Origin of the sequence: Algoriphagus machipongonensis (assembly GCF_000166275.1) — a bacterium.
Taxonomy (GTDB): domain Bacteria; phylum Bacteroidota; class Bacteroidia; order Cytophagales; family Cyclobacteriaceae; genus Algoriphagus; species Algoriphagus machipongonensis.
Genome location: NZ_CM001023.1, coordinates 2,995,823 through 3,018,155 on the forward strand (window position 1 = coordinate 2,995,823; position 22,333 = coordinate 3,018,155).

A 22,333-nucleotide genomic window follows, 5' to 3' on the forward strand; every position below is an offset into this window, starting at 1 on the left:
GTTCAGGACCATTTTTTCAATTCACGATAAATTAAGTGAAGCGGGAATCCCATGACATTAAAGTAGGATCCTTCCATTTTGGTCACTCCGATAAAGCCAATCCATTCTTGAATCCCATATGCACCAGCTTTATCAAAAGGTTGATACACATTGATATAATGCCAAATCTCTTCTTCTTCCAAAAAATTAAAAGTCACATGAGTTTCATCTTCTAATGTGAATTGCCTTGTATGATCTTTGAAAGTGACAGCGGTCATCACCGTATGGGTAGAGCCAGAAAGACTTTTAAGCATATCAAAGGCCTCATCTTTATTATTGGGCTTACCTAACACATGATTATTTTCAATTACCACAGTATCTGAAGTAATCAGAATCTCATTCTCCGCTAATTCATCAGGATATGCATCCGCCTTCTTTTTACTAAGATAAGCTGCCACATACTCTGGCTTCATATCAGAGGGGATCTTCTCATCTACCGGATTTACTTTCACTTCAAATTCTACTTCCAAACCCCTTAGCAACTCTTGTCTCCTGGGAGAATTAGAGGCTAAAATTATTTTCTTGTTACTTAAATTATTTAAGAAAGACTCCATAGTCAAATTCAAACTCTTTTTGATTGATACTGGCGAATAATAAACCACCCAAGGCTTTGGGATAAAAGTAGGTAGACTTTTGAGGCATCACATACCCAGATTTACATACTTCCATAACCTGGTTTAATTCCAGCTCCCGTGTAATGACGGCAAAGCTAGCCTTTCCTTGCTGTACTTCATGTATACATCTGGAAAAATTTCTCTCATATTTGATCATATCAGAACTCCTTTGCTGTTCCAAATTCATTCCCAATATTTGATCAAAAACCACCTCATGTAAAACTGCCAAATCTAGCTTTTTGATAAGCTCTGGATAATTAGAAGAATAGGCATTGATTTTATCTGATTTCAACTCCATTAAAAAACTTTCTTCTCCTATTACCAATCCATAAGACCATGGTTTGTGAAATGCATAAGCACCCAGCTCTTCCTGGTCATGAAATTTCTTCAGTTCAAACCAACCCCCCAGTTTTTCGAGAAAATCAGTTTTATTCAAATTTAAATCCCTGAACAAACGGTGGGTTGGAAGGATTTTTAAATGATTCCCAACAGTATTGGTCAAATACATTAAATGGTAATCGGAACCTTTCCAATTTTGGCCAGGCAACTGCTCTTTATTTTCATTCTTATAGGCAATTGCTCCTTCTAGTCGATGATGGCCATCGGCTAAAATCACAGGTTTATCTTTTAGTACCGAGATAAACTTTTTTATTTTATTTGGCTCATCTATTAATGCAAGCACCTCTCTTACCCCTTGGTAATCTTCAATCTCATAAATCGGATTTTGCATGGCTTCATCCATAAATGCTTCCAATTGATTATCTAAATCTTCATAGAGACCATGCGTGGGGCTTGCTTGTATTTCTGTTGCTTTTAATAAATCAATACGATCATTGACCGCAGAAACGATCGTGTTTTCATGTCTAAGGATTTTTCCTTCCTCCCAATCATATGCTTTGATATGGGCCATAAATCCCTTTCTGCATCTTTCTTGATGCTCTCCTTGTAACCTAAAATACTGGTAATAAACATATATCCCAGGCTTTTGATCTTGACATAAAATGCCTTTTGTCTTCCATTGGGATAAAGTTTTTTTTGCATTAGTTGCCGGATTAGGTCCTTTGGGAACAGCCAGATGAATACTATTCAGCGGATTTTTATATAATAATTCCCTTTGCTTTTCAGAAACGACATCAAATAAGGGAGCTGTCAAAAGCTCCATTTCTTTAGCGTATTTATCCTGGTATCTCCAAGCTTTGATTGGTAAGATTTCTGCCATGATCAATCCAACCTTTTTCTCCAGGCAGATTCCTTCACCGTTTGACTTTCCCCCACTTTCAAGCTACTCTGAGCATGGGTAAAAAATTCTACTGCCAAGGCAACCATCATTTCCTTTTCTTCATCCGAAAAACTGGGATCCAATACTTCTGGAGTAAAATATTGTTGCACGAATTTGGTGTCAAAATTCCCAGAACGAAAAGCTTCATGCTCCAATGCGAATTTGCAAAATCCTAAAGTGGTCTCAATTCCAGTGATTTGGTAATCATCAATGGCTCGGATCATTCTATTGATAGCATCCTCTCGCGTTTCCGCATGAGTGATGAGCTTTGAAATCATCGGATCATAATAAATTGGGATTTTCATTCCCTCTTCAAACCCATCATCTACACGGATTCCCGGACCTTGTGGTCTGCTATAGGTCTCCAAGGTGCCGATATCTGGCAAGAAATTATTTTTAGGATCCTCAGCGTAAACTCTTACCTCGATGGAATGTCCATTTATTTTCAAATCTTCTTGCGAAAAGGAAATCGGATTGCCTTCAGCTATTAAAATCTGCTCTTTCACTAGGTCTTTTCCAGTGATCATCTCTGTCACAGGATGCTCCACTTGGAGACGGGTATTCATTTCCAAAAAGTAAAAGTTCAACTTTTCGTCCACAATAAACTCTACCGTACCGGCTCCATAATAATTACAAGCTTTCGCAACCCCTACTGCTGCCTCTCCCATAGCCTTTCTCATCTCGGCTGTAACGACTGAGGATGGTGCCTCCTCAATAACTTTTTGATGCCTTCTTTGAATGGAACATTCCCTCTCAAATAGGTAGACAATATTACCTTGCTGGTCTCCTAATATTTGAATTTCTATATGTCTTGGAGAAGTAATGTATTTTTCAATAAATACTGCCCCATCACCAAAAGCGGAAACTGCCTCACTAATGGCACGCTCCATTTGTTCTTCAAATTCCTTTTCATTCTCGACTATTCTCATCCCCTTTCCTCCTCCTCCAGCACTAGCTTTGATTAAGATTGGGTATCCTATTTCTTTGGCAATCTTTTTGGCTTCTGGAATGTCTGATATGGCTTCTTCTGTACCTGGAACTAAAGGAATATCGTACTTTGATACGGCTTGTTTTGCTGCCAATTTACTCCCCATTACTTCGATTGCCTCTGGGGAAGGCCCAACAAAAATCAACCCTGAATCAGTAACTTTTTTAGCAAAAGCAGCATTTTCAGATAAAAATCCATACCCAGGATGTATGGCATCAACATTTAATTGCTTACAAACTTTAATAATTTTTTCTCCTAGCAAATAGGATTCTGAAGAAGCCGCTGGACCTAGACAAATTGCCTCATCGGCAAATTTCACATGAGGTGATAGTCTATCTGCTTCACTATACACTGCAACGGTCTCAATGCCCATTTCACGAGCTGTCCTCATGATTCTCAGGCTAATTTCACCACGGTTTGCAATTAAAAGTTTTTTAATCTTGGCCATACTTTCCAATTTTTCAGATTGATATTTGGGTTCACAGCTAATAAAGGAAAATTATCCGAGTATTGGCAGGAATATGCTTAAACGAAATTCGTTTTTTGTTAAGACGGTATTAAAGTTTTATTTTTGACGGATTTTTGAAGAAAAAATCACAATAGCTTAATCGATAGAGAACACACCTAAAATAAAATCGCTTTGGATCTATTTGCAAAATTAAAAACGAATATGGGCCCTTTGGGCAAACATTCACAGTTTTCGGATGGGTACTATATGTTTCCTAAGCTTGAGGGAGAAATTGCTCCACGCATGAAGTTTCAGGGAAAAGAGGTACTTACTTGGAGTCTGAACAATTATTTAGGTCTTGCCAACCACCCGGAGGTAAGAAAAACTGATGCCGAAGCGGCAGCAAAGTGGGGAGCGGCCTACCCTATGGGAGCGAGAATGATGTCAGGACAAACTAGCCTGCATGAGAAGTTGGAAAGTGAGCTTGCGAAATTTGTAGGAAAAGAGAAGTCATACCTTCTTAACTACGGCTACCAAGGAATCATGTCTGTAATAGACGCTCTTTTGGACAGAAAAGATGTTGTAGTATATGATTCTGAGTGTCACGCTTGTATTATCGATGCTTTGAGAATGCATATGGGTAAAAGATATGTTTTTCCTCATAATGACATTGAAAACTGTGAAAAACAACTAGAAAGAGCTACAAAATTAGCACAAGAAACTGGTGGCGGTATCTTGGTTATTACCGAAGGTGTATTCGGAATGACTGGAGACCAAGGGAAGCTGGATGAAATCTGTGCACTTAAGGAAAAGTTTGAATTTAGATTGTTGGTAGATGATGCTCATGGCTTTGGTACGCTCGGTAAAACTGGTGCTGGAACCCATGAAGAGCAAGGAGTCATCAATGAGGTGGACCTTTATTTCTCCACTTTCGCAAAATCTATGGCATCGATTGGAGCTTTCATTGCTGGTGATGAAAAAGTAATCCATTACTTGAGATTCAACATGAGATCTCAGATTTTCGCAAAATCTCTTCCTATGATTCTTGTTGAAGGTGCTTTAAAAAGACTTGAGCTTCTTCAAACCCAACCTGAATTGAAAGATAATTTATGGAAAGTGGTCAACGCGCTTCGTGACGGTCTACATAGAGAAGGATTTAGCACTGGTCAGTCTAATTCACCAGTGACTCCTGTAGTCTTAAACGGAACTGTCGGAGAAGCTGCTGCTCTTTCTCATGACCTTAGAGAAAACTTTGGAATCTTCTGTTCTGTAGTGATTTACCCTGTTGTACCTAAAGGAATGATTATCCTTAGATTGATTCCTACAGCAGTTCATAGTTTAGAAGATGTAGAGGAAACCATCAATGCTTTTGCTACTGTTAAGGAAAAGTTGTCAGGTGGGATTTACAAAAATTCTGAGCTTGCAATTTCTTTCGGAGAATAAAAAAAATCTCAAAAAAAACGCCCTCCTGATTGAATTAGCAAGTATTTAGGCTATATTGAAACAATATAAACTTATCATCAACCTATAAAAAATCACTTTTACTATGAGCAGATTTAGTGAAGTTAAAGATCTTGTATCTGGCTTAGAGGCAGATTTCGAAAAATTCTACGAAAAAGAAAACCAAGCTGCTGGCACCAGAGTTAGAAAAGGAATGCAAGATTTAAAAAATCTAGCACAGGACATTCGAAAAGAAGTCCAAGACATGAAAAACGCTGGATAAGGCAAGAAATAAAAAAGGGTGATCAAATGATCACCCTTTTTTATTTGATTTTAATTTAAGTGGAGATCAAAACTCCACTTTATTGTTACCCTGCTGGACATCCGCTAATCGCTTACTTGGATCTATCTCCACAGACTTTATTTCACTTTTCTTTCTATTGATTCTAATTGTCTTTGTGATATTAGTCCAAGGCCAATCTTCAGTGATAATCCTTGTAGGTGCATCTGCTTCAGGAGCTTTTTCACCTCTCATAATCGCCAAAGGAAGGTAAATCATTTCTTGAGTCCCATCCTTATAAGTAACAACCACATCCAAAGGCATAGGCATCAAACCTATTCTCTCTAAAACAATATCTGTTTCATCTCCTTGAGGATTTACATCTTTAATCCCGTAATCAATGGTTTTGGTAGTATAAACAAAGTATTCTTTATACCAATCTAACTCTAAACCACTTTCCTTTTCCATTACGCGAATAACATCATTGGCATTGGGATGTCTAAACTTCCAAGTGTTCCAGTAGCGAAGCAATCCTCTATCTCTTGCTTCAGCTCCAATGATATAGCCCATTTGCTCCATAAATACGGCTCCTTTGCTATAAGCTGCAGAACTGTAGGCAGAATTAGTATGATAATGATCTGAGTGTGTACTCATTGGCTCCTCTTTTCCGGATTTCACCAATCGGTAATATCCAGCATATGAACCTCTTAATGGAGCTTCAGCCTCCTTATAAATACTTGACATTGTCAATGCAGATGCATAAGAAGTAAAGCCTTCATCCATCCAAGGGTACAGTGCCTCATTTGTTCCTATTACGCCTTGATACCAGCTATGAGCTAACTCATGAGCCATCACTCCTACCAAACCTCTCAAGCTTCTTCCTCCAGTAACCAAAGTAGACATTGGGTATTCCATTCCTCCGTCTCCTCCCTGGATAACCGAAAATTGCTTGTAAGGATATTGACCAAAATGCTCGGACATAAATTTGATCGCCGCAGGAGTATATTCTTTCAGCTTTTCCCAGTTCTCGGTGGTTTCCTCTGAAGGAATGAACAAGTGGTGAACAGTGATTCCATTATCCATTTCCACTTTTTCATGTCTGTATTTCGGATCCGCAGCCCACATAAAATCGTGAACCTTTGGAGCTTTAAAATGCCAAGTCAGAGTCTCACCCGAAGCCTGTGGAACTTTAACTCCCTCATCTTCATATCCATGACCGATTTCATTGGCATTTTGTAGGTATCCAGTACCTCCTAAAGTATAAGTCTTGTCAATTGTGATTTTCACATCAAAATCTCCCCAAATACCATAAAATTCACGACCAATGTATGGATTAGAATGCCATCCCTGCTCGTCATAGTTAGCCATCTTTGGATACCACTGCGACATAGAATATCTAACTCCTTCTGCGCTGTCTCTTCCAGATCGTCTAATCTGAATTGGAACTTGTCCCATGAAAGACATTTTGAATTCCACTTCAGAGTTTGGTAAAATAGGTTCTGGAAGAGTTACTTCCAAAATCGTCTCTACTTCCTCAAAATCAACTTTTTTGCCATTCATAGTCAATTCGTTGACATGGAGGTAACCTATTTCATTTGGCTTCAACTCATTGATTCTTGAGCCAACTCGACGATCTGGATCAGAAATAGACCTAGATCTTTCATCCATCATACTTCCTGGCTGAAATGCATTGAAATACAAATGGTAGAAAACTTTGTAAAGTGTGTCGGGTGAATTATTAATATACTTCAGTACTTGGGTTCCAGAGTACTGATTGGAAGCTACATTCATTTCTACTTCCATTTTGTAATCAACAGCTTGCTGAAATCTGCCTGTTTGGCCAAATGCGGTGCTGGTCATCACAAAAAGAAAAAGCCCCAAAACAGGCTTATTCAAGATGTTAAGCATAAGATTTTAATTTTTACTGCAAATAAAATCAAATTGCGTACCAGCCCCAAACCACCGGTAAAATATTGGGCTAATGTTTTTCCTAATTCAGATCGGACTAAACCGATACTATAATTATTAATGAATGTTATTAGGCTTTTTGCTTTATTTAATAAGATTATAAACCAAACCTTAAAACATGAGAAACATTTACATTTTAACTATGGCCATCTTGCTGAGCTTTTCTGTAAGCGCACAAGAGGTGGACATGGATTTATTTGAGTCAATGAAAGCCAGAAGTATTGGCCCAGCCGCGATGAGTGGAAGGATTACTTCTATTGACGCTATAGATGACAATCCCTCTGTAATCTATGCGGGCGCTGCATCAGGTGGCTTATGGAAAAGCACTTCTGGGGGCATTACCTGGAAACCGATTTTTGACGGTGAGAAAGTACATTCTATCGGATCAATCTCCATTTATCAGAAAAACCCCAATATCATTTGGGTAGGTACCGGTGAAGGAAACCCAAGAAATTCCCTAAGCCTAGGGGGCGGAGTTTACCGTTCCATGGATGCTGGTGAAACCTGGGAATTGATGGGATTGGAAAAAACAAAAGCCATTCACAGGATTATTGTTCACCCTGATGATCCTAATACTGTTTATGTAGGAGCTATTGGTTCTCCTTGGGGAGAGCAAGAAGAAAGAGGTCTTTATAGAACCACAGATGGTGGTAAAACATGGGATAAAATCCTTTATGTAGACACCAAAACAGGTGTTGGTGAAATGATTATGGATCCAAATAATCCTAATAAGATTTTTGTCAATATGTGGCAACACAGAAGGTATCCATATTTCTTTGAATCAGGCGGGCCTTCTTCTGGTCTCTATGTCACGCTAGATGGAGGAGATAATTGGAAAAAACTTGATGAAACTAATGGATTACCCAAAGGTGATTTAGGTAGAATGGGTTTAGCAATTTCGGCTGCAAATAGCAGCAAGATTTACGCTCTTATAGAATCTTCTAAAAATGGGCTTTATGCTTCTGAAGATGGTGGCGAGAATTTTAAATTGATCAATACAGACGGATCTATTGGAGACAGGCCTTTCTATTATTTTGATATTCATGCTGACCCAAAAAATGAAAACAGGTTATACACGCTTTATTCCAGAGTAGGAATTACAGAAGATGGGGGGAAATCATTTACTCAGTTACTTCCTTACCAAGGAGTACATCCTGACCATCACGCTTGGTACATCAACCCAAACAATCCAAAAATACTTATGGATGGGAATGATGGAGGACTTAACATTTCTCGCGATGGAGGTAAAACTTGGTTTTTTGCAGACAACCTTCCAGTAGGCCAATTTTACCATGTCAACGTGGACAATGAATTACCTTATAACATTTATGGGGGAATGCAGGATAACGGTTCTTGGACAGGTCCAGCTTACGTTTGGAGAAGAGATGGAATAAGAAACAGTTATTGGCAAGAAGTTTCCTTTGGAGACGGCTTTGATGTGGTTCCCCACCCTGCCAACTCAAGATATGGCTACACCATGTCCCAAGCAGGAAACGTTTCAAGATTTGATAAAGAAACGGGGCACAATAAGACAGTTAGACCTACTCATCCTGATAAAGATGTATTCTTACGTTTCAACTGGAATGCAGCCATAGCACAGGACCCACATGATGAAAACACGGTTTACTACGGTTCGCAGTTTGTTCATAAATCAACTGATAGTGGAGAAACTTGGGAAGTTATCTCTCCTGATCTTACTACCAATGACAGCACCAAACAAAGACAACAAGAAACCGGTGGATTGACCTATGATATTACCGGAGCAGAAAATCATACAACTATTCTTGCAATTGCCCCTAGCCCTGTTGATCCTAATGTTATTTGGGTAGGAACAGATGATGGAAATGTGCAGGTTACAAAAGATGGTGGTGCGACCTGGACCAATGTAGTCAGCAAATTAGATGGACTTCCAAAAGCATCCTGGATTCCTCAAATTCAAGCATCCACTTACGATGCAGATGAAGCTTGGATTGTAGCTAATAACTATAGAAACAATGATTTCGAAGCTTATGCATTCCATACTTCTAATGGTGGTGAAAGCTTCACCAGAATTGCTGATGACAGCAAGGTATCTGGGTATACGCTATCGATAAAGCAGGATCCAGTGGAACCCAATCTTGTTTTCTTGGGAACAGAATTAGGATTATATGTAAGTTTCGATAAAGCTAAAACATGGAATAAGTGGGAGCATGGATACCCTGAGGCAGTTTCTACTTATGATATGACCATTCAGGAAAGGGAAGCCGATTTGGTAATAGGTACTTTTGGTAGAGCTTTCTACGTTTTGGATGATATTAGACCATTAAGAATATTTGCCGCAGAAAACGGGGAATCACCTGAAGCCAAAATTACTGCTGTTCCTTCTCCAGATGCATATCAGGCAGAAATTCAACAGCCTTTAGGAGAAAGATTCCCCGCAGATGGAATCTTCGCAGGTGAGAACAGAGAAAATGGGGGTAGACTCAGCTTCATTATCAATGACGATAAAGAAGAAAAATTAGATACAGTGACCGTCTCTATTTTCAATGAATCAGGTGAGCAAATAAGAACATTAAAAACAGTTCCTAAAAAAGGTGTTAATCGCATTGTTTGGAATCTAGACAGAAAGGCCTCAGTAGAAAATCCTGGTAGATTTAGAGGCCGAGGCGGTAACAGATCTGGTTTTTATGAGCCTTCGGGTGGAGACGCTCTACCTGGTAAATACAAAGTTGTTTTCGCTTACGGTGAAGAAAAATCAGAATCAAGTATAATTGTTTATTCTGACCCTAGAATCAATGTAAGCATGGCAGATTTGAAAGCAAAAGATGATTTCCTTAAAAAAATGGAAGTCCTTTCTAGTGAAGTCTCAGAATCGTCTAACAGATTAAATGAAGCCCAAAAGGTGATTGACAAAGTATTGACTTTGACAAAAGACGTAGATACTGAGGAAGCCAAGGAGCTTGCTAAAGCAGCCAAAGACATCAAGAAAAAATTGGATACTACAAGAGAAGCATATAGTGGCCCAACCCGAGAGGGACAGGGAATCATTAGAAACCTCTACCCAACTACGATGACGATGGTATCAGCTCCAGGACGCTATGTAAGGTCTTCTTACGCTGCTCCAGGAGAAACAGAGGAAAGACTGTACCAACAAGGTGTGGAAGCTGCGGCTGAAGCTAAAACCATTGTAGACGAGTTTATGAATGGCGACTGGAAAGCATTCGAGGAAAAAGTAAAAAGCACCGAAATTGACTTGTTCGAAAACATAAAATGATCTGGTTAAAAGTGCATTAATTAGAAAGCCAACCTTGGAAGGTTGGCTTTCTTTTTTACGAACATCCTATAACAGAATGAATCAAATTTAGAATTACTCACATCCTTGGTTTAGTTAGGAACTCGATAAGTCATATTTGCAGAAATTTCTCCCGAGGCCTCAGCTACTTCTCCAGCTGTCCCAATCAAAATAATCCCTCTAAAACCCCAGTCGCTATTCTTTTTCCCCAAGGCTTCATCTAGCATATATTCTAATAATGCCAGAACATCAAAATAAACTTTCACGCCTACACCTACGCCATCATCCCCTTCCAAATCAAAAGAAAACATCGCTCCTTTTAAAGCTTTGGGACCATGTGTCCAAATTCCTAAAAACACACCAACTTCTGCACCTTCTTCTGCACCAAAAGAAATACCAGTTTGAGAGGAGATTCTGACATCATCATCACCAGAAAATTTATAGCCTAAACTTACAATTTGGCTTTCTCCAATGATGCCACTGACTTCCTCAGTTATCCCAACACTTACCGAATCAAATTCATCAATCACATCTTTGATCAATTTACCAATTGGTTTTAAATAGGTGTCTTTGAGATATTTGTAATCATCCGAACTTTGGCTTTCTGCTTCATCAATCAAAGTATGTAAGGAAGACTTAATTTTATCAAGATCATTTCCCAACGTTGTTAAATCGCTTTTCACAGTAGATGCAATGGCCTCAATTTTCAGGGCATCCTTATTACTATCGAAATAAGACTTTGCCTTGGAAAACAAATCTGCTTCAGATTTTTCTGCTTCAGCAAGAATCTTTTTAACTTCTTCTTCAAAGGATTCCCAATCTTTTTCTAGATCCTTAAGGACTGATTTCATGTCCTTTTTTAATTCATCCTCGACACTTTCAAAATCTTTCTTTACAGTGTCAGCTACATTTTTTAAATCATCTAAAAAACTCATAATAAAAATTGTTTAGGTTAATAAAAATTTATCAACCTAAGTTAAAACAATATTTCAACTATTTGATTTTCAGTTCTTTAAACTAATTTTTAATTAAAACATTAGAATAAAAATTGACTTAAAAATGAAACTATACCTAGATAAAAAATAATTAAAACTACCTAATTACTAATTAATAGAAATAAAAAAAAGTCTGATAATTTATACCAGACTTCACATATTCTTAAGGCTAGTTACCTGCTTCCATATAAATCAGAGTAATAATCCTGATAAGCTCCAGAAGTTACATGATCTAACCATTCTTGATTATTCAAATACCAATCAATGGTAAGCTCAATCCCTTCTTCAAATTGAAGACTTGGCTCCCAGCCTAACTCATCTTTAATTTTACTGGCATCGATAGCATATCTCATATCATGCCCTGCTCGATCTGTCACAAAGGTGATCAACTTCTCAGAAGTACCTTTTTCTCTCCCCAGCTTTTCATCCATCTTTTGGCACAATAACCGCACGATATCAATGTTCTTCCATTCATTAAAGCCTCCAATATTATAAGTGTCTCCTGCTTTTCCTGAATGAAAGACCGTATCAATTGCTCTGGCATGATCTTTCACAAATAACCAATCCCTAATATTTTCTCCTTTCCCATATACAGGAAGTGCTTTATTGTTTTTGATATTGTGAATACATAATGGAATCAATTTCTCAGGAAAGTGATTGGGACCGTAATTATTCGAGCAATTTGAGATCACAGTTCGCATTTTATATGTATTGGCATAAGCCCTTACAAAATGATCCGAGGAAGCTTTTGATGCTGAGTATGGAGACTGAGGATCATAAGATGTAGACTCCAAAAAGAAACCTCCATCTTCTAGAGAGCCATAAACCTCATCAGTAGAGACATGATAAAATAAATGCTTATCTAGTTCTTTACCCCAGGCTTTTTTAGCTGAGTTTAGCAAATTTACGGTTCCAAAAACATTCGTTTTTACAAAAGCTAAAGGATCCGAAATAGATCGATCTACATGTGATTCCGCTGCCAAATGTATCACATCTGTGATTCCATAATTAGAAAAAATCTCATCTAGAGTTTCGGCATCTTGAATGTCTGCCTTTAAGAAATGATAATTGCTAGCTCCTTCAATCTCTTTAAGATTCTCCAGATTACCGGCATAGGTAAGCGCATCCAGATTAAAAATCTGATAATCTGGATATTTTTCCACAAAAAGTTTCACCACATGGCTACCGATAAACCCGGCTCCACCTGTGATCAATATTGATTTTTTCATGTCTAACGGATTACTTTTTATAGTATTCTTGATACCATTCTGTAAAGGCTCGTACACCATCTTCTACGGAAGTTTCTGGCTTATAACCTGTATCTCTAATCAAATCGGATACTTCAGCATGGGAAGCTGGAACGTCTCCTGGTTGTAGAGGCAGTAGATTCATTTTCGCTTTTTTACCCAAACCCTTTTCTATTGCATGGATGTAATCCATCAATAATACTGGGGCAGAATTTCCAATATTATATACTTTATATGGAGCTACTCCACTTCCTGGATCAGGATTTTGTGGGTCAAAATCAGCATTTGGTTGTGCAGGTCTATCTGCTACGCGGATCACACCTTCTACAATATCATCTATATAAGTAAAGTCCCTTTTCATGTTTCCATAATTAAAAACCTGAATGGGCTCATCTTTCATAATTGCCTCAGTAAATAAAAACAAGGCCATATCAGGCCTACCCCAAGGACCATAAGCAGTGAAAAATCTGAGTCCTGTTGTGGGGATTTCAAACAAATGGCTATAGGTATGAGCCATTAATTCATTCGATTTCTTTGAAGCAGCATACAAGCTGATGGGATGATCAACCGAATCAGAAGTGGAAAATGGCATTTTCTCATTTGATCCATAAACCGAACTTGAGGATGCATAAACTAAATGTTTGACAGGATAGAAACGACAAGCCTCTAAAATGTTCAAGAAAGCAATAATATTACTCTGAATATATGCTTCTGGATGAGTAAGGGAATGTCTTACTCCCGCTTGAGCCGCTAGATGAATTACTACGTCAAACTTCTCGGTTTTAAACAACTCCAGTAATTCATCCTTTTCTGTCAAATCCTCCTTTACAAAGCGGTAGGAAGGATAAGATTGGGATTGAACCAATTTATTTAAACCTATATCTTCCCTGGCGATTCCCATAGTAGCCAGCCTAGCATATTTTAAGTCTATGTCGTAATAATCATTGATTACATCAAGTCCTACTACTTCATCTCCCCTTTCCAACAAAGATTTTGCAACGTGAAAACCAATAAATCCAGCTGTTCCGGTAACCAGAAATTTCATATGATATGGTATAAAATGTAATGAAGTCCTAAATATAAATTATTCTGCTGGACTGACCTCCTTTAAAAGCGTTTGGTATCTTTCAAAAATTTGCTGATGAACGAAAGTTCTATTGTAGTTTTTGGTGACTTCCTCAAATAGTGCCAAAGCCATTTGCGCCATCTTATCCCGTTTAACATAAGCAAACTCCATGGCTTCCTTTAAAACTGCAGCGTCTTTTACAGGGAAAATCAATCCTGTTTTTTGTTGAGTTATCAAATCCACATTCCCAATAATATCCGAACAAATGACAGGCAATTGCATGGCTCCTGCTTCTAATAACACATTAGGAAAACCTTCTCTATGCGATGGGTGTACTAGAACATCTGCCAAAGCCATGTAATGAGCCACATGATCTGACCAATCAATTTGAACAATCCTAGGGTGATCATTGATTGTCTGTATCGTCTCTGGTGAAAGAGGGTTTAATTCCTGCTCAAAGCTACCTAGCAAAACAAGCTTTGACTTGTTGACTATTTTAGAGTTTGTAAATGCGGATACTAATTCATCAATTCCTTTGTCTTTGACCAATCTACCCACAGACAAAATCACAAAATCGTCTTCTCCAGGTAAAATCCTCATAGTCGCAGCCACAAGGTGATTCTCCTTAAGAGAGTTCCTATTAAACTTGGATAAATCTACCCCATTTGAGGAACCGTTACCGATGATGTGTAATTTATCCTCGGAACTTAGGTTCTCCTCTATCACAAACTTTTTAAGACCATTGGAATTCGGCCAAACTTCTGTTGCATATTGGTAGGTATATCTTTCCACTTTTTCTAAAAGACCTTTTTTCCCTCCTTCAGCGGCCATGTAAGGAATTCCTGCAAGCGTATGAATTCTAACCTTTACTCCGGCAAGTTTTGCCGCAATCATCCCTAAAATTCCTGCTTTTGGGGTATGTGTATGTACAATATCAGGTTCCTCTTTTTTGAATAGCTGATACAATTGCCAAAGACACTTAAGGTCTTGAATCGGAGTAATTTGCCTTGTAAAATGGATAGCTTCATGCTTTACGCCTTCTGCTTTAATTATTTGGGGGATTTCTCTCCCCTCTGCACTCACCATCATGACTTCCATACCCTTTTCTTTCATAAACTTCATTTGCCCAGCCAGCAATAGTTTAAGTGAAATAGGGACTGTGGTGATTCTTATTATTTTAGGCATGAAAAAGATTTGGATTGGCGCAAAGGTAAGATTTTAAAGCTTTTTATGCCCCAAAAACTGCAAATGGTATTCCAAAGAATCTGAATTTCTCAATCCTTTTCCTCCAATTCAAAAATTTCCTCTAAACTGACATTAAAAACTCTGGAAATTTTTAGTGCCAACACCGTGGACGGCACATACTTCCCCGCCTCGATACTATTGATCGTTTGCCTTGACACATTGACCTTTTCAGCTAAATCTTGTTGCGTTAGGTTATTTTTGGCACGTTCTACTTTAATCGTGTTTTTCATGCGATATAAAGTGAATTTCTATACTCTTGAAAATTGACCCATTGAAACCTTTGGATCATACTGTCAACATGGGATAGCATTTTAAACATCATCGTTTCTTTTATATCAATCTTTTGAGGACATATATTTCTGGTATTGGAATGCAGCATAGATGTATGCATTTAATAAAAATAAGACCAAATAGGCGGTGAACATCTCACTTGTGATTCGATCAAAGCGGATATAGTTTATAATCATAATTGCTCCTAATCCCCAGATTACCCAATAGGTTCCTGTTTGGAATGCCTGAAGTCTAAAACTTTTGATCATTTCATCCTCTTCCTTTTCTTTCGAGAGGTTCAAAATCCCAAATCCAATAGCCCAAAAGCCATAAATTATTTGAGACGAATCATCAGGTGAAATACCCACTTTGAGAAACGCCATTCCTATTACTAAAAGAACAGGAAGTGGAAATATAAAGTACGCCACTTTCTTCCAGCCTGACGGCAACAATGGTACATGTAAAATTGATTTCTTTTCCATAAGTAAAGTTATTTTTACCAAATGTAAAACAAACTTTACTTTTTATCAAATTTGTTTTCCAATTTATGTTTCAGATAGAGTTAGGAATGGGGATTTTTTGATTGAAAATTCTATGTTTCAGTAAAAAACAAGGCTTTTATTTACCTTTAAGCATTCTTTACACTCATTTATTTGTAACTACATGCTATCCACTCAAAAAATTGCAATTATAGGCTGTGGTAATCTAGGCTCCTCTATCGCCAATGGGCTTTTAGAAAAAGAGAGCTTTGATGCTAAAAACTTGACGCTAACTAAAAGGAATACAATCAGTTTATCTGATTTCGAGGCAAGGGGCGCTCATGTTCATAGCGATAATGTCATGGCCGCAAAATATGCTGACATCATACTTTTAGGAGTAAAACCATATAATGTAGCTCCCCTATTGAAGGAAATCAAACCAGTTCTGGATCCAAAGAAACAGGTGATCATCTCACTTGCCACTGGGATAAGTTTGGCTGAAATGTATGAGGTATTGGATTCCAAAACTGTGACATTTAGAGCGATGCCAAACATAGCAGCAGACATTCAGGAATCGATTACCTGCGTTTGTCAGCAAGGAGCAAGCTTAAAGCAAATCGAAATCATCAAGCAACTCTTCGATTCAATTGGGATTACTATTGATATTGATGAAAAGCTCATGGAAGCAGCAACAGTACTCGGAGCTTGTGGAATTGCCTATGTACTCAGGTTTATGCGAGCCATGATTCAAGGAGGTATTCAGATTGGTTTCGATTCTAAGACGGCTAGTAGAATTGTTAACCAAACTGTCAAAGGTGCCGCAGAGTTGATGATTCAGCAAAACACGCATCCAGAAGAGGCCATCGATAAAGTGACAACTCCAAAAGGATGTACGATCGTAGGACTAAATGAAATGGAACATCAAGGATTTAGTTCTGCTATGGTTAGAGGTGTGATTGCCAGTTTTGAAAAAATTGAAAAAAAATAAGGTGTTTTCTGAAGGAAATTAAATTATCAAGGAATAGTTAAGTATTATCCATTTAAAGTCATATTTGTTCAAAAAAGAATAATTTATTTTTTGTTTTTCTTTTGAATGTTTTTACTAGTTTTGTCTTGGGTGATAAACAACTTTTGCTATTCCTTTTTAAATGACACGATTTTTCAAGGAAGGACTGTTTGGTAATTTTTCCCTCCTTCCTTTATTTCCTAACATTAAATGAAAAAGCCTTTTGACATGCATGTCAAAAGGCTTTTTCTTTATGGTCTTATCTGTCTTTACTCGAAAATCTCTTTCAACTTACTTTCTAGACTTGGTCCTCTCAAATCTTTACCAATGATTTTTCCTTCTGGATCTATTAAATAGGTTGCTGGGATCGCGTTGATCTGATAGGTTGTAGCAGCTTCAGAATTAAAATACTTTAAATCTGATACTTGCGTCCAAGTCAGTTGATCTTCAAAAATCGCATCAATCCAGGCTTCTCTCGTTCTGTCAAGAGAAACACCAAATACTTCAAAACCTTGGTCTTTGTACTCATTGTATAACCGAACCACATTAGGGTTTTCTTCACGACAAGGCTTACACCATCCCGCCCAGAAATCAATCATCACGTACTTTCCTCTGAAGTCTGATAGTTTAACAGTTTGTCCTTCCGGGTTTGGCAACTCTATCTCAGGTGCTACTTGCCCCATGGACAATGGTCTCATCTCATCTAGCTGCTGCTTTAATTGGATGATCATTTTTGTTTCAGGGTATTTTTGGTCTAACTCAGCTACCAGACTATCAATAAACTGAAACTCATTTTTTGAGTTCAAAAGTCCCACTGCAGCCAGGGAAGCAAAACTATCCCCCATACTATTAATGGCCTCTTTTACTTTCTTTGCTTGATTATCTTCTAAAAGCAATGCGTCTGATTGGATTTTCTTGATTTGATCAGAATCATTATTACTCATTGCCTCATAATACGCCTCATTAAGCGCATTGACATCTTCTTGATAGCTGGTAATCAACACATCAATTTTCTGCATTTCCTGGCTATCCTTGGAACCTTCCAAAACCAAACTTTCTGGATCAGAAAAATCATAGTTGATATTTACGTCATCGTTTAACAACGCCAGTCTTACAGAACGTTGCCCAAATAAATTCAACTCATAAAAGGTCGGTACATCGATCTCCAAAGAATAATCAAAATTACCATTTGCATCCAACTGAACTGTATCCACAACCACGGGTCTGCTTTCAGTAAATTTCGACAAAACCACATGCCCTTCTGGGGCATTTTCTATTTTCCCGGAAACACTGACTTTTCCATCATTTTCAGATTCTCCACTACAAGAAAGTAATGCGAGGAATGTGAAAAGAACTAGACTATTTAATGTATATCTCATGTTTTATTTAGCTTCTAATAATTCTGTCAATAGCTTGGAGGCAACTTTGGGATCAGCTTTTCCTTGGGATTTTTTCATCACCTGCCCCATAAACATCCCAATAAGGCCTTTCTTACCCGACCTATATTCCGCTACCTTTCCTTTATTCTCTTCTAAAACTGCTTCTATGATCGGTTTGATAGATGATTCATTGCTTTCCTGAATCAAATTCAATCGCTGTGCAATTTCTAATGGGCTCTCCTTCGATGATTTAATCATTTCCGGATACACTTTTTGAGAAGCAATCGTATAGCTAACTTTTCCTTCATCAATAAGTTTGATTAACTCAGCTAAAGATTCCGAGCGAACAGGAAAATCCTTGATGGATAGATTCAGTTCATTGAGACTGGACTTAATTGGCCCCATCACCCAATTGGAAGCCGCTTTGAAGTTCTGAGTTTTACCGCATAGCTCTGAAAACCAAATCGCGGTTTCTTTTGATTCAGTAAGGAAGCTCGCATCGTAGTCGGGCAAGCCATACTCCTCCACAAATTTCTTATGAAAATCTCTTGGCAGCATGGGCATGGAATCAGTGATTGAATTCAACCATTCATCCGAAATAACCACAGGACTCAAATCAGGCTCTGGAAAATAACGATAATCGTTTAAATCTTCCTTTGTACGCATACTTGCCGTAAGCCCAGTGCCTGCATCAAAAGTTCTGGTTTCGGAAATGATTTCTTTCCCTTCTTCCAATAAGCCTATGATACGGTTATGCTCATGCTCAATCGCCCGAAACACATTTCGGAAAGAGTTCATGTTTTTCACCTCAACTTTTTTGCCTAGTTCCTTGGCACCTTTCAGCATCACAGAAATATTGGCATCACAGCGAAGAGATCCTTCTTCCATATTGGCATCGCAAATGTCGAGGTACTTCACGAGTTTTTTTACTTCAACAAGAAAAGCATAAGCCTCTTCGGGACTATGCATGTCTGGTTCAGTAACAATCTCGATTAATGGAGTTCCCGCACGATTGAAGTCTACCAAAGTGTCGCTTTCTCCAGCGAGGTGGATTGACTTACCGGCATCCTCTTCTAAATGTACCCGGTTAAGGATTACTTCCTTTTTGGTTCCATCAGCTAACTGGATTGGAACTGTTCCTCCTACGCAAATAGGACCTTTATCCTGAGTTAATTGAAAGCCCTTTGGAAGGTCTGGGTAAAAGTAATTTTTTCGGGCAAAAACATTATGTCTCGTGATTTCAGAATTACAAGCCAATCCCATCTTCATAGCAAACTCAATCACCTTTTTATTCACCTTTGGTAAGGTGCCGGGATGACCTAGTGTAATCACCGAGATTTGGGTATTTGGCGCTCCTCCGTACTCTGTTGAGTCAGATGCATAAATCTTGCTTTCTGTCATCAACTGAGCATGCACCTCTAGCCCAATAACCAACTGATATTTATTCTTTATTTCCTCGCTAATCATTACAGCGTAAATTCTATTTACTTAAAGGTACAACTCTCTTGCTTTGCTTACTACATTTTCTAGTCCAGCAAGGTTTTTACCACCAGCAGTGGCAAAAAACGGTTGTCCACCTCCCCCACCTTGAATTTCTTTCGCTAGATCACGAACGATCTGACCAGCATTCAGGTTTTTACTTTTCACCAATTCCTCGTCAATAATCACAGCAATCTGTGGCTTACCATCAATATTAGCGGCAAGGATGATAAATGGGTTTTCTACCTCATTCTTCAACTCATAACCAAGCTTTTTCAAGGAATCAGCATTGGGTAAATCCACCTTGGCGATTAAAGTATTTATGCCTTCACCAGCAACAAATTCCTTTAACAACTCTCCTTTTACAGCTCCAGCTTTTTCTTGATAAAGAAGTTCAATCTCTTTTTTCAAGTCGTTTTTCTCTTGAATCAAAGCTTCAATAGACTTCTTAAGGTCTTTTGGATGCTTCAACAACTCTTGAATCTCTTTCACCAAATTTTCTTGACCTCTCAGGTAATCCTCTGCAGCCTTGGCAGTGATCGCTTCGATTCTCCTTACTCCTGAAGCACTTGACCCCTCAGAAGTGATTTTGAAAAGTCCAATTTGACTGGTATAAGGAACGTGTGTACCTCCACATAATTCTACAGAGAAATCTGGGTCGAATGTGATGACGCGTACAAAGTCTCCGTATTTCTCACCAAAAAGAGCCGTGGCCCCCATGCTTTTCGCTTCTTCAATAGGCACATTTCTTTTCTCCACTAGAGGAATATTTTCGCGGATTTTCGTATTTACGATTTCCTCCACTTTTGTAATCTCCTCCTCAGTTAACTTCCCAAAATGTGAAAAATCAAAACGAAGTAAATCTGGAGACACCAAAGATCCTCTTTGCTGAATATGATCTCCTAAGACTTCCTTCAATGCTGACTGAAGTAAATGAGTTGCCGTATGATTATTCATACTCAAAGCTCGTCCTTTGCGATCAACCTCTGCCGAAAACTTTACCTCAGGATTTGATGGTAATTTATCAACCAGATGGATGATCAGGTCATTCTCCTTTTTGGTATCAATAACCCTGATTTTTTCATTGTCAGAAATCAACCAACCTTTATCTCCTACCTGACCTCCACTTTCTGCATAGAATGGTGTTTTGTCTAAAACTACTTGGTATTTCTCTCCCTTTTTCTCTTTGACTACACGGTACTTAATAATGTTAGAGAATGACTCGAGAAAATCATATCCAATAAACTCTACTCCCTCATCTTCATGAACCAAAACCCAATCTCCAGTTTCTGATTCTGAAGCAGCTCTAGAGCGAGTCTTCTGTTTTTCCATTTCTGCCAAAAATCCTTTCTCATCAAGTGAAAGGCCATTTTCTCTGGCAATTAAGGAAGTTAGATCCAATGGGAAACCAAACGTATCATAAAGCTCAAATGCCGTCTTACCAGGTATTACAGTATCGTTTTTCTCTTGAAGCTCAGCTTTAATCTGGTCAAGGATTTTTAAACCGTTTTCTAAAGTTCTAAGGAAAGAAGCCTCTTCCTCATAGATTACCTTAGAAATAAACTCTTGCTGCTGCCTTACTTCTGGAAAAACATCTCCAAAATGCTCTGCTATCAAGCTGGTTAATTCATATAAAAATGGCTCTTGGAAGCCAAAGAAAGTATAGCCGTATCGAACAGCTCTTCGAAGAATTCTCCTAATTACATAGCCTGCCTTATTATTTGATGGCAACTGACCATCTGCGATGGTAAAAGATATAGCGCGAATATGATCTACAATTACACGAAAAGCGATATCTGTTTGCTCATCATTGCCATATACTTTCCCAGACTTCTTAGCAATTGCGTTTAAGAAAGGGGCAAATAAATCAGTATCGTAATTAGAGGATTTCTGCTGAATAGCGCGGACTAATCGTTCAAAGCCCATTCCGGTATCCACATGCTTGGCTGGCAATTCTTTCAAACTTCCATCAGACAATCTATTGTACTGCATAAAAACCAAGTTCCAAATTTCGATCACTTGCTCGTGGTCGTTATTCACAAGGTCTTTTCCGGGAATTTCTGCTAGCTCGGCTTCAGGTCTTAAGTCAATATGAATTTCAGAACAAGGTCCACAAGGCCCAGTGTCTCCCATTTCCCAAAAGTTATCCTTTTTAGACCCCATGATAATTCGGTCTTCTGGAACTATCTTTTTCCAAAAATTATAGGCTTCCGTATCCAAAGAAAGACCATCTCCCTGATCGCCTTCAAATACCGAGACATACAACCTTTCTTTTGGAAGTTTGAAAACAACTGTCAGTAGTTCCCAGGCCCATTCGATGGCTTCTTTTTTGAAGTAATCTCCAAAAGACCAGTTACCCAACATCTCAAACATGGTATGGTGGTAAGTATCAACTCCCACTTCTTCTAAGTCATTATGCTTTCCACTGACTCTAAGACATTTTTGTGAATTGGCAACTCTAGCGAATTTGGGGGTTTCATTTCCCAAAAAGGCGTCTTTAAATTGGTTCATTCCCGCATTTGTAAACATCAAAGTCGGGTCATTCTTTACCACGATCGGTGACGAGGGGACGTATTGGTGTTGCTTGGATTGGAAAAACTCAATAAAGGTGCTCCGTATTTTCTTTGCTTCCATGAATGGTTATGAGGCAATTAGTATCTTGATTTTAGCAAAACTCTGCCAAATTATTGGGTGACAAAATTAATAGATTTGACGGTGTTACCTGCATAGGATCAAAATTTCTTGCTTTCTAATCGCCAGTCTTTAAAAGCTAACCCATATTCTTTTTCGATTTCCTGAGATTTTTCAGAAATCAAAGCATTCTTCATTAACTTTTTAAG

The 22,333-nt window shown here is 38.3% G+C and carries 17 protein-coding genes; 4 read left to right on the top strand and 13 right to left on the bottom strand.

Translation table 11 applies throughout. From position 1 onward, the window contains the following. Positions 1-2: 2 nt before the first annotated feature. From ALPR1_RS12510 to accC, 3 genes are read right to left on the bottom strand one after another with little or no spacing between them, the layout of a single operon-like run. Positions 3-593, bottom strand: coding sequence for a Maf family nucleotide pyrophosphatase (locus ALPR1_RS12510; RefSeq protein ID WP_008201163.1), 591 nt, complete (start codon positions 591-593; stop codon positions 3-5). After that, positions 574-1,872: a DUF1015 domain-containing protein gene (locus ALPR1_RS12515; protein ID WP_008201164.1), complete on the bottom strand. Its 1,299-nt coding sequence runs from the start codon at positions 1,870-1,872 to the stop codon at positions 574-576. The genes ALPR1_RS12510 and ALPR1_RS12515 overlap by 20 nt, the downstream gene beginning before the upstream one ends. Before the next feature lie 2 nt (positions 1,873-1,874). Beyond that, positions 1,875-3,368 carry an acetyl-CoA carboxylase biotin carboxylase subunit gene (gene accC, locus ALPR1_RS12520; protein WP_008201165.1) on the bottom strand — a complete coding sequence of 498 codons (1,494 nt, stop codon included), beginning with the start codon at positions 3,366-3,368 and terminating at the stop codon, positions 1,875-1,877. A gap of 192 nt (positions 3,369-3,560) precedes the next feature. Between accC and ALPR1_RS12525 the strand changes: the two genes are divergently transcribed. After that, positions 3,561-4,811 (top strand): aminotransferase class I/II-fold pyridoxal phosphate-dependent enzyme, encoded by a 1,251-nt coding sequence (locus ALPR1_RS12525; RefSeq protein WP_040302809.1) that lies wholly within the window; start codon positions 3,561-3,563, stop codon positions 4,809-4,811. 103 nt (positions 4,812-4,914) lie between these two features. Continuing rightward, a complete protein-coding gene (locus tag ALPR1_RS12530; RefSeq protein WP_008201167.1) occupies positions 4,915-5,091 on the top strand; it encodes a histone H1 in 177 nt (58 codons plus the stop codon). A 66-nt stretch (positions 5,092-5,157) separates the two neighbouring features. On the opposite strand, the gene ALPR1_RS12535 is transcribed toward ALPR1_RS12530, so the two are convergent. After that, positions 5,158-6,996: a M1 family metallopeptidase gene (locus ALPR1_RS12535; RefSeq protein WP_008201168.1), complete on the bottom strand. Its 1,839-nt coding sequence runs from the start codon at positions 6,994-6,996 to the stop codon at positions 5,158-5,160. 178 nt (positions 6,997-7,174) lie between these two features. On the opposite strand from ALPR1_RS12535, the gene ALPR1_RS12540 reads away from it, so the two are divergent. Further along, positions 7,175-10,309 (top strand): WD40/YVTN/BNR-like repeat-containing protein, encoded by a 3,135-nt coding sequence (locus ALPR1_RS12540; protein ID WP_008201170.1) that lies wholly within the window; start codon positions 7,175-7,177, stop codon positions 10,307-10,309. Between the two features lie 110 nt (positions 10,310-10,419). Here ALPR1_RS12540 and ALPR1_RS12545 read toward each other — a convergent pair whose 3' ends face one another. From ALPR1_RS12545 to ALPR1_RS12570, 6 genes are all read right to left on the bottom strand, one after another. After that, a complete protein-coding gene (locus ALPR1_RS12545) occupies positions 10,420-11,262 on the bottom strand; it encodes a hypothetical protein (protein WP_008201171.1) in 843 nt (280 codons plus the stop codon). A gap of 233 nt (positions 11,263-11,495) precedes the next feature. Then, entirely contained in the window at positions 11,496-12,551 is a 1,056-nt protein-coding gene (gene rfbB, locus ALPR1_RS12550; protein WP_008201172.1) for a dTDP-glucose 4,6-dehydratase, read from the bottom strand. Between the two features lie 10 nt (positions 12,552-12,561). Next, positions 12,562-13,614 (bottom strand): NAD-dependent epimerase, encoded by a 1,053-nt coding sequence (locus tag ALPR1_RS12555; protein ID WP_008201173.1) that lies wholly within the window; start codon positions 13,612-13,614, stop codon positions 12,562-12,564. 39 nt (positions 13,615-13,653) lie between these two features. After that, positions 13,654-14,820, bottom strand: coding sequence for a glycosyltransferase family 4 protein (locus tag ALPR1_RS12560; RefSeq protein ID WP_008201174.1), 1,167 nt, complete (start codon positions 14,818-14,820; stop codon positions 13,654-13,656). A gap of 89 nt (positions 14,821-14,909) precedes the next feature. Further along, positions 14,910-15,110 (bottom strand): helix-turn-helix transcriptional regulator, encoded by a 201-nt coding sequence (locus tag ALPR1_RS12565; RefSeq protein WP_008201175.1) that lies wholly within the window; start codon positions 15,108-15,110, stop codon positions 14,910-14,912. Between the two features lie 105 nt (positions 15,111-15,215). Further along, positions 15,216-15,632 (bottom strand): hypothetical protein, encoded by a 417-nt coding sequence (locus ALPR1_RS12570; RefSeq protein ID WP_008201176.1) that lies wholly within the window; start codon positions 15,630-15,632, stop codon positions 15,216-15,218. 181 nt (positions 15,633-15,813) lie between these two features. On the opposite strand from ALPR1_RS12570, the gene proC reads away from it, so the two are divergent. Further along, a complete protein-coding gene (gene proC, locus ALPR1_RS12575) occupies positions 15,814-16,617 on the top strand; it encodes a pyrroline-5-carboxylate reductase (protein ID WP_008201178.1) in 804 nt (267 codons plus the stop codon). 287 nt (positions 16,618-16,904) lie between these two features. Here the strand turns inward: proC and ALPR1_RS12580 are convergent, their stop codons facing one another. From ALPR1_RS12580 to alaS, 3 genes are read right to left on the bottom strand one after another with little or no spacing between them, the layout of a single operon-like run. Then, positions 16,905-18,014, bottom strand: a complete 1,110-nt coding sequence (locus ALPR1_RS12580) for a TlpA disulfide reductase family protein (protein WP_008201179.1) — start codon at positions 18,012-18,014, stop codon at positions 16,905-16,907. Positions 18,015-18,017: 3 nt separating this feature from the next. Further along, positions 18,018-19,481: an Asp-tRNA(Asn)/Glu-tRNA(Gln) amidotransferase subunit GatB gene (gene gatB / locus ALPR1_RS12585; RefSeq protein WP_008201182.1), complete on the bottom strand. Its 1,464-nt coding sequence runs from the start codon at positions 19,479-19,481 to the stop codon at positions 18,018-18,020. A 21-nt stretch (positions 19,482-19,502) separates the two neighbouring features. Then, complete coding sequence (alaS, locus tag ALPR1_RS12590) at positions 19,503-22,127, bottom strand: alanine--tRNA ligase (protein WP_008201183.1); 2,625 nt, start codon at positions 22,125-22,127, stop codon at positions 19,503-19,505. Positions 22,128-22,333 lie beyond the last annotated feature (206 nt).

What these genes read in the sequence shown, in the direction of transcription:
- ALPR1_RS12535 (WP_008201168.1), bottom strand. Translation starts at nt 6,996, where the DNA reads ATGCTTAACATCTTGAATAAGCCTGTTTTGGGGCTTTTTCTTTTTGTG.
- accC (WP_008201165.1), bottom strand. Translation starts at nt 3,368, where the DNA reads ATGGCCAAGATTAAAAAACTTTTAATTGCAAACCGTGGTGAAATTAGC.
- alaS (WP_008201183.1), bottom strand. Translation starts at nt 22,127, where the DNA reads ATGGAAGCAAAGAAAATACGGAGCACCTTTATTGAGTTTTTCCAATCC.
- ALPR1_RS12570 (WP_008201176.1), bottom strand. Translation starts at nt 15,632, where the DNA reads ATGGAAAAGAAATCAATTTTACATGTACCATTGTTGCCGTCAGGCTGG.
- proC (WP_008201178.1), top strand. Translation starts at nt 15,814, where the DNA reads ATGCTATCCACTCAAAAAATTGCAATTATAGGCTGTGGTAATCTAGGC.
- ALPR1_RS12555 (WP_008201173.1), bottom strand. Translation starts at nt 13,614, where the DNA reads ATGAAATTTCTGGTTACCGGAACAGCTGGATTTATTGGTTTTCACGTT.
- ALPR1_RS12530 (WP_008201167.1), top strand. Translation starts at nt 4,915, where the DNA reads ATGAGCAGATTTAGTGAAGTTAAAGATCTTGTATCTGGCTTAGAGGCA.
- ALPR1_RS12510 (WP_008201163.1), bottom strand. Translation starts at nt 593, where the DNA reads ATGGAGTCTTTCTTAAATAATTTAAGTAACAAGAAAATAATTTTAGCC.
- ALPR1_RS12540 (WP_008201170.1), top strand. Translation starts at nt 7,175, where the DNA reads ATGAGAAACATTTACATTTTAACTATGGCCATCTTGCTGAGCTTTTCT.
- rfbB (WP_008201172.1), bottom strand. Translation starts at nt 12,551, where the DNA reads ATGAAAAAATCAATATTGATCACAGGTGGAGCCGGGTTTATCGGTAGC.
- ALPR1_RS12580 (WP_008201179.1), bottom strand. Translation starts at nt 18,014, where the DNA reads ATGAGATATACATTAAATAGTCTAGTTCTTTTCACATTCCTCGCATTA.
- ALPR1_RS12545 (WP_008201171.1), bottom strand. Translation starts at nt 11,262, where the DNA reads ATGAGTTTTTTAGATGATTTAAAAAATGTAGCTGACACTGTAAAGAAA.
- ALPR1_RS12515 (WP_008201164.1), bottom strand. Translation starts at nt 1,872, where the DNA reads ATGGCAGAAATCTTACCAATCAAAGCTTGGAGATACCAGGATAAATAC.
- gatB (WP_008201182.1), bottom strand. Translation starts at nt 19,481, where the DNA reads ATGATTAGCGAGGAAATAAAGAATAAATATCAGTTGGTTATTGGGCTA.
- ALPR1_RS12565 (WP_008201175.1), bottom strand. Translation starts at nt 15,110, where the DNA reads ATGAAAAACACGATTAAAGTAGAACGTGCCAAAAATAACCTAACGCAA.
- ALPR1_RS12560 (WP_008201174.1), bottom strand. Translation starts at nt 14,820, where the DNA reads ATGCCTAAAATAATAAGAATCACCACAGTCCCTATTTCACTTAAACTA.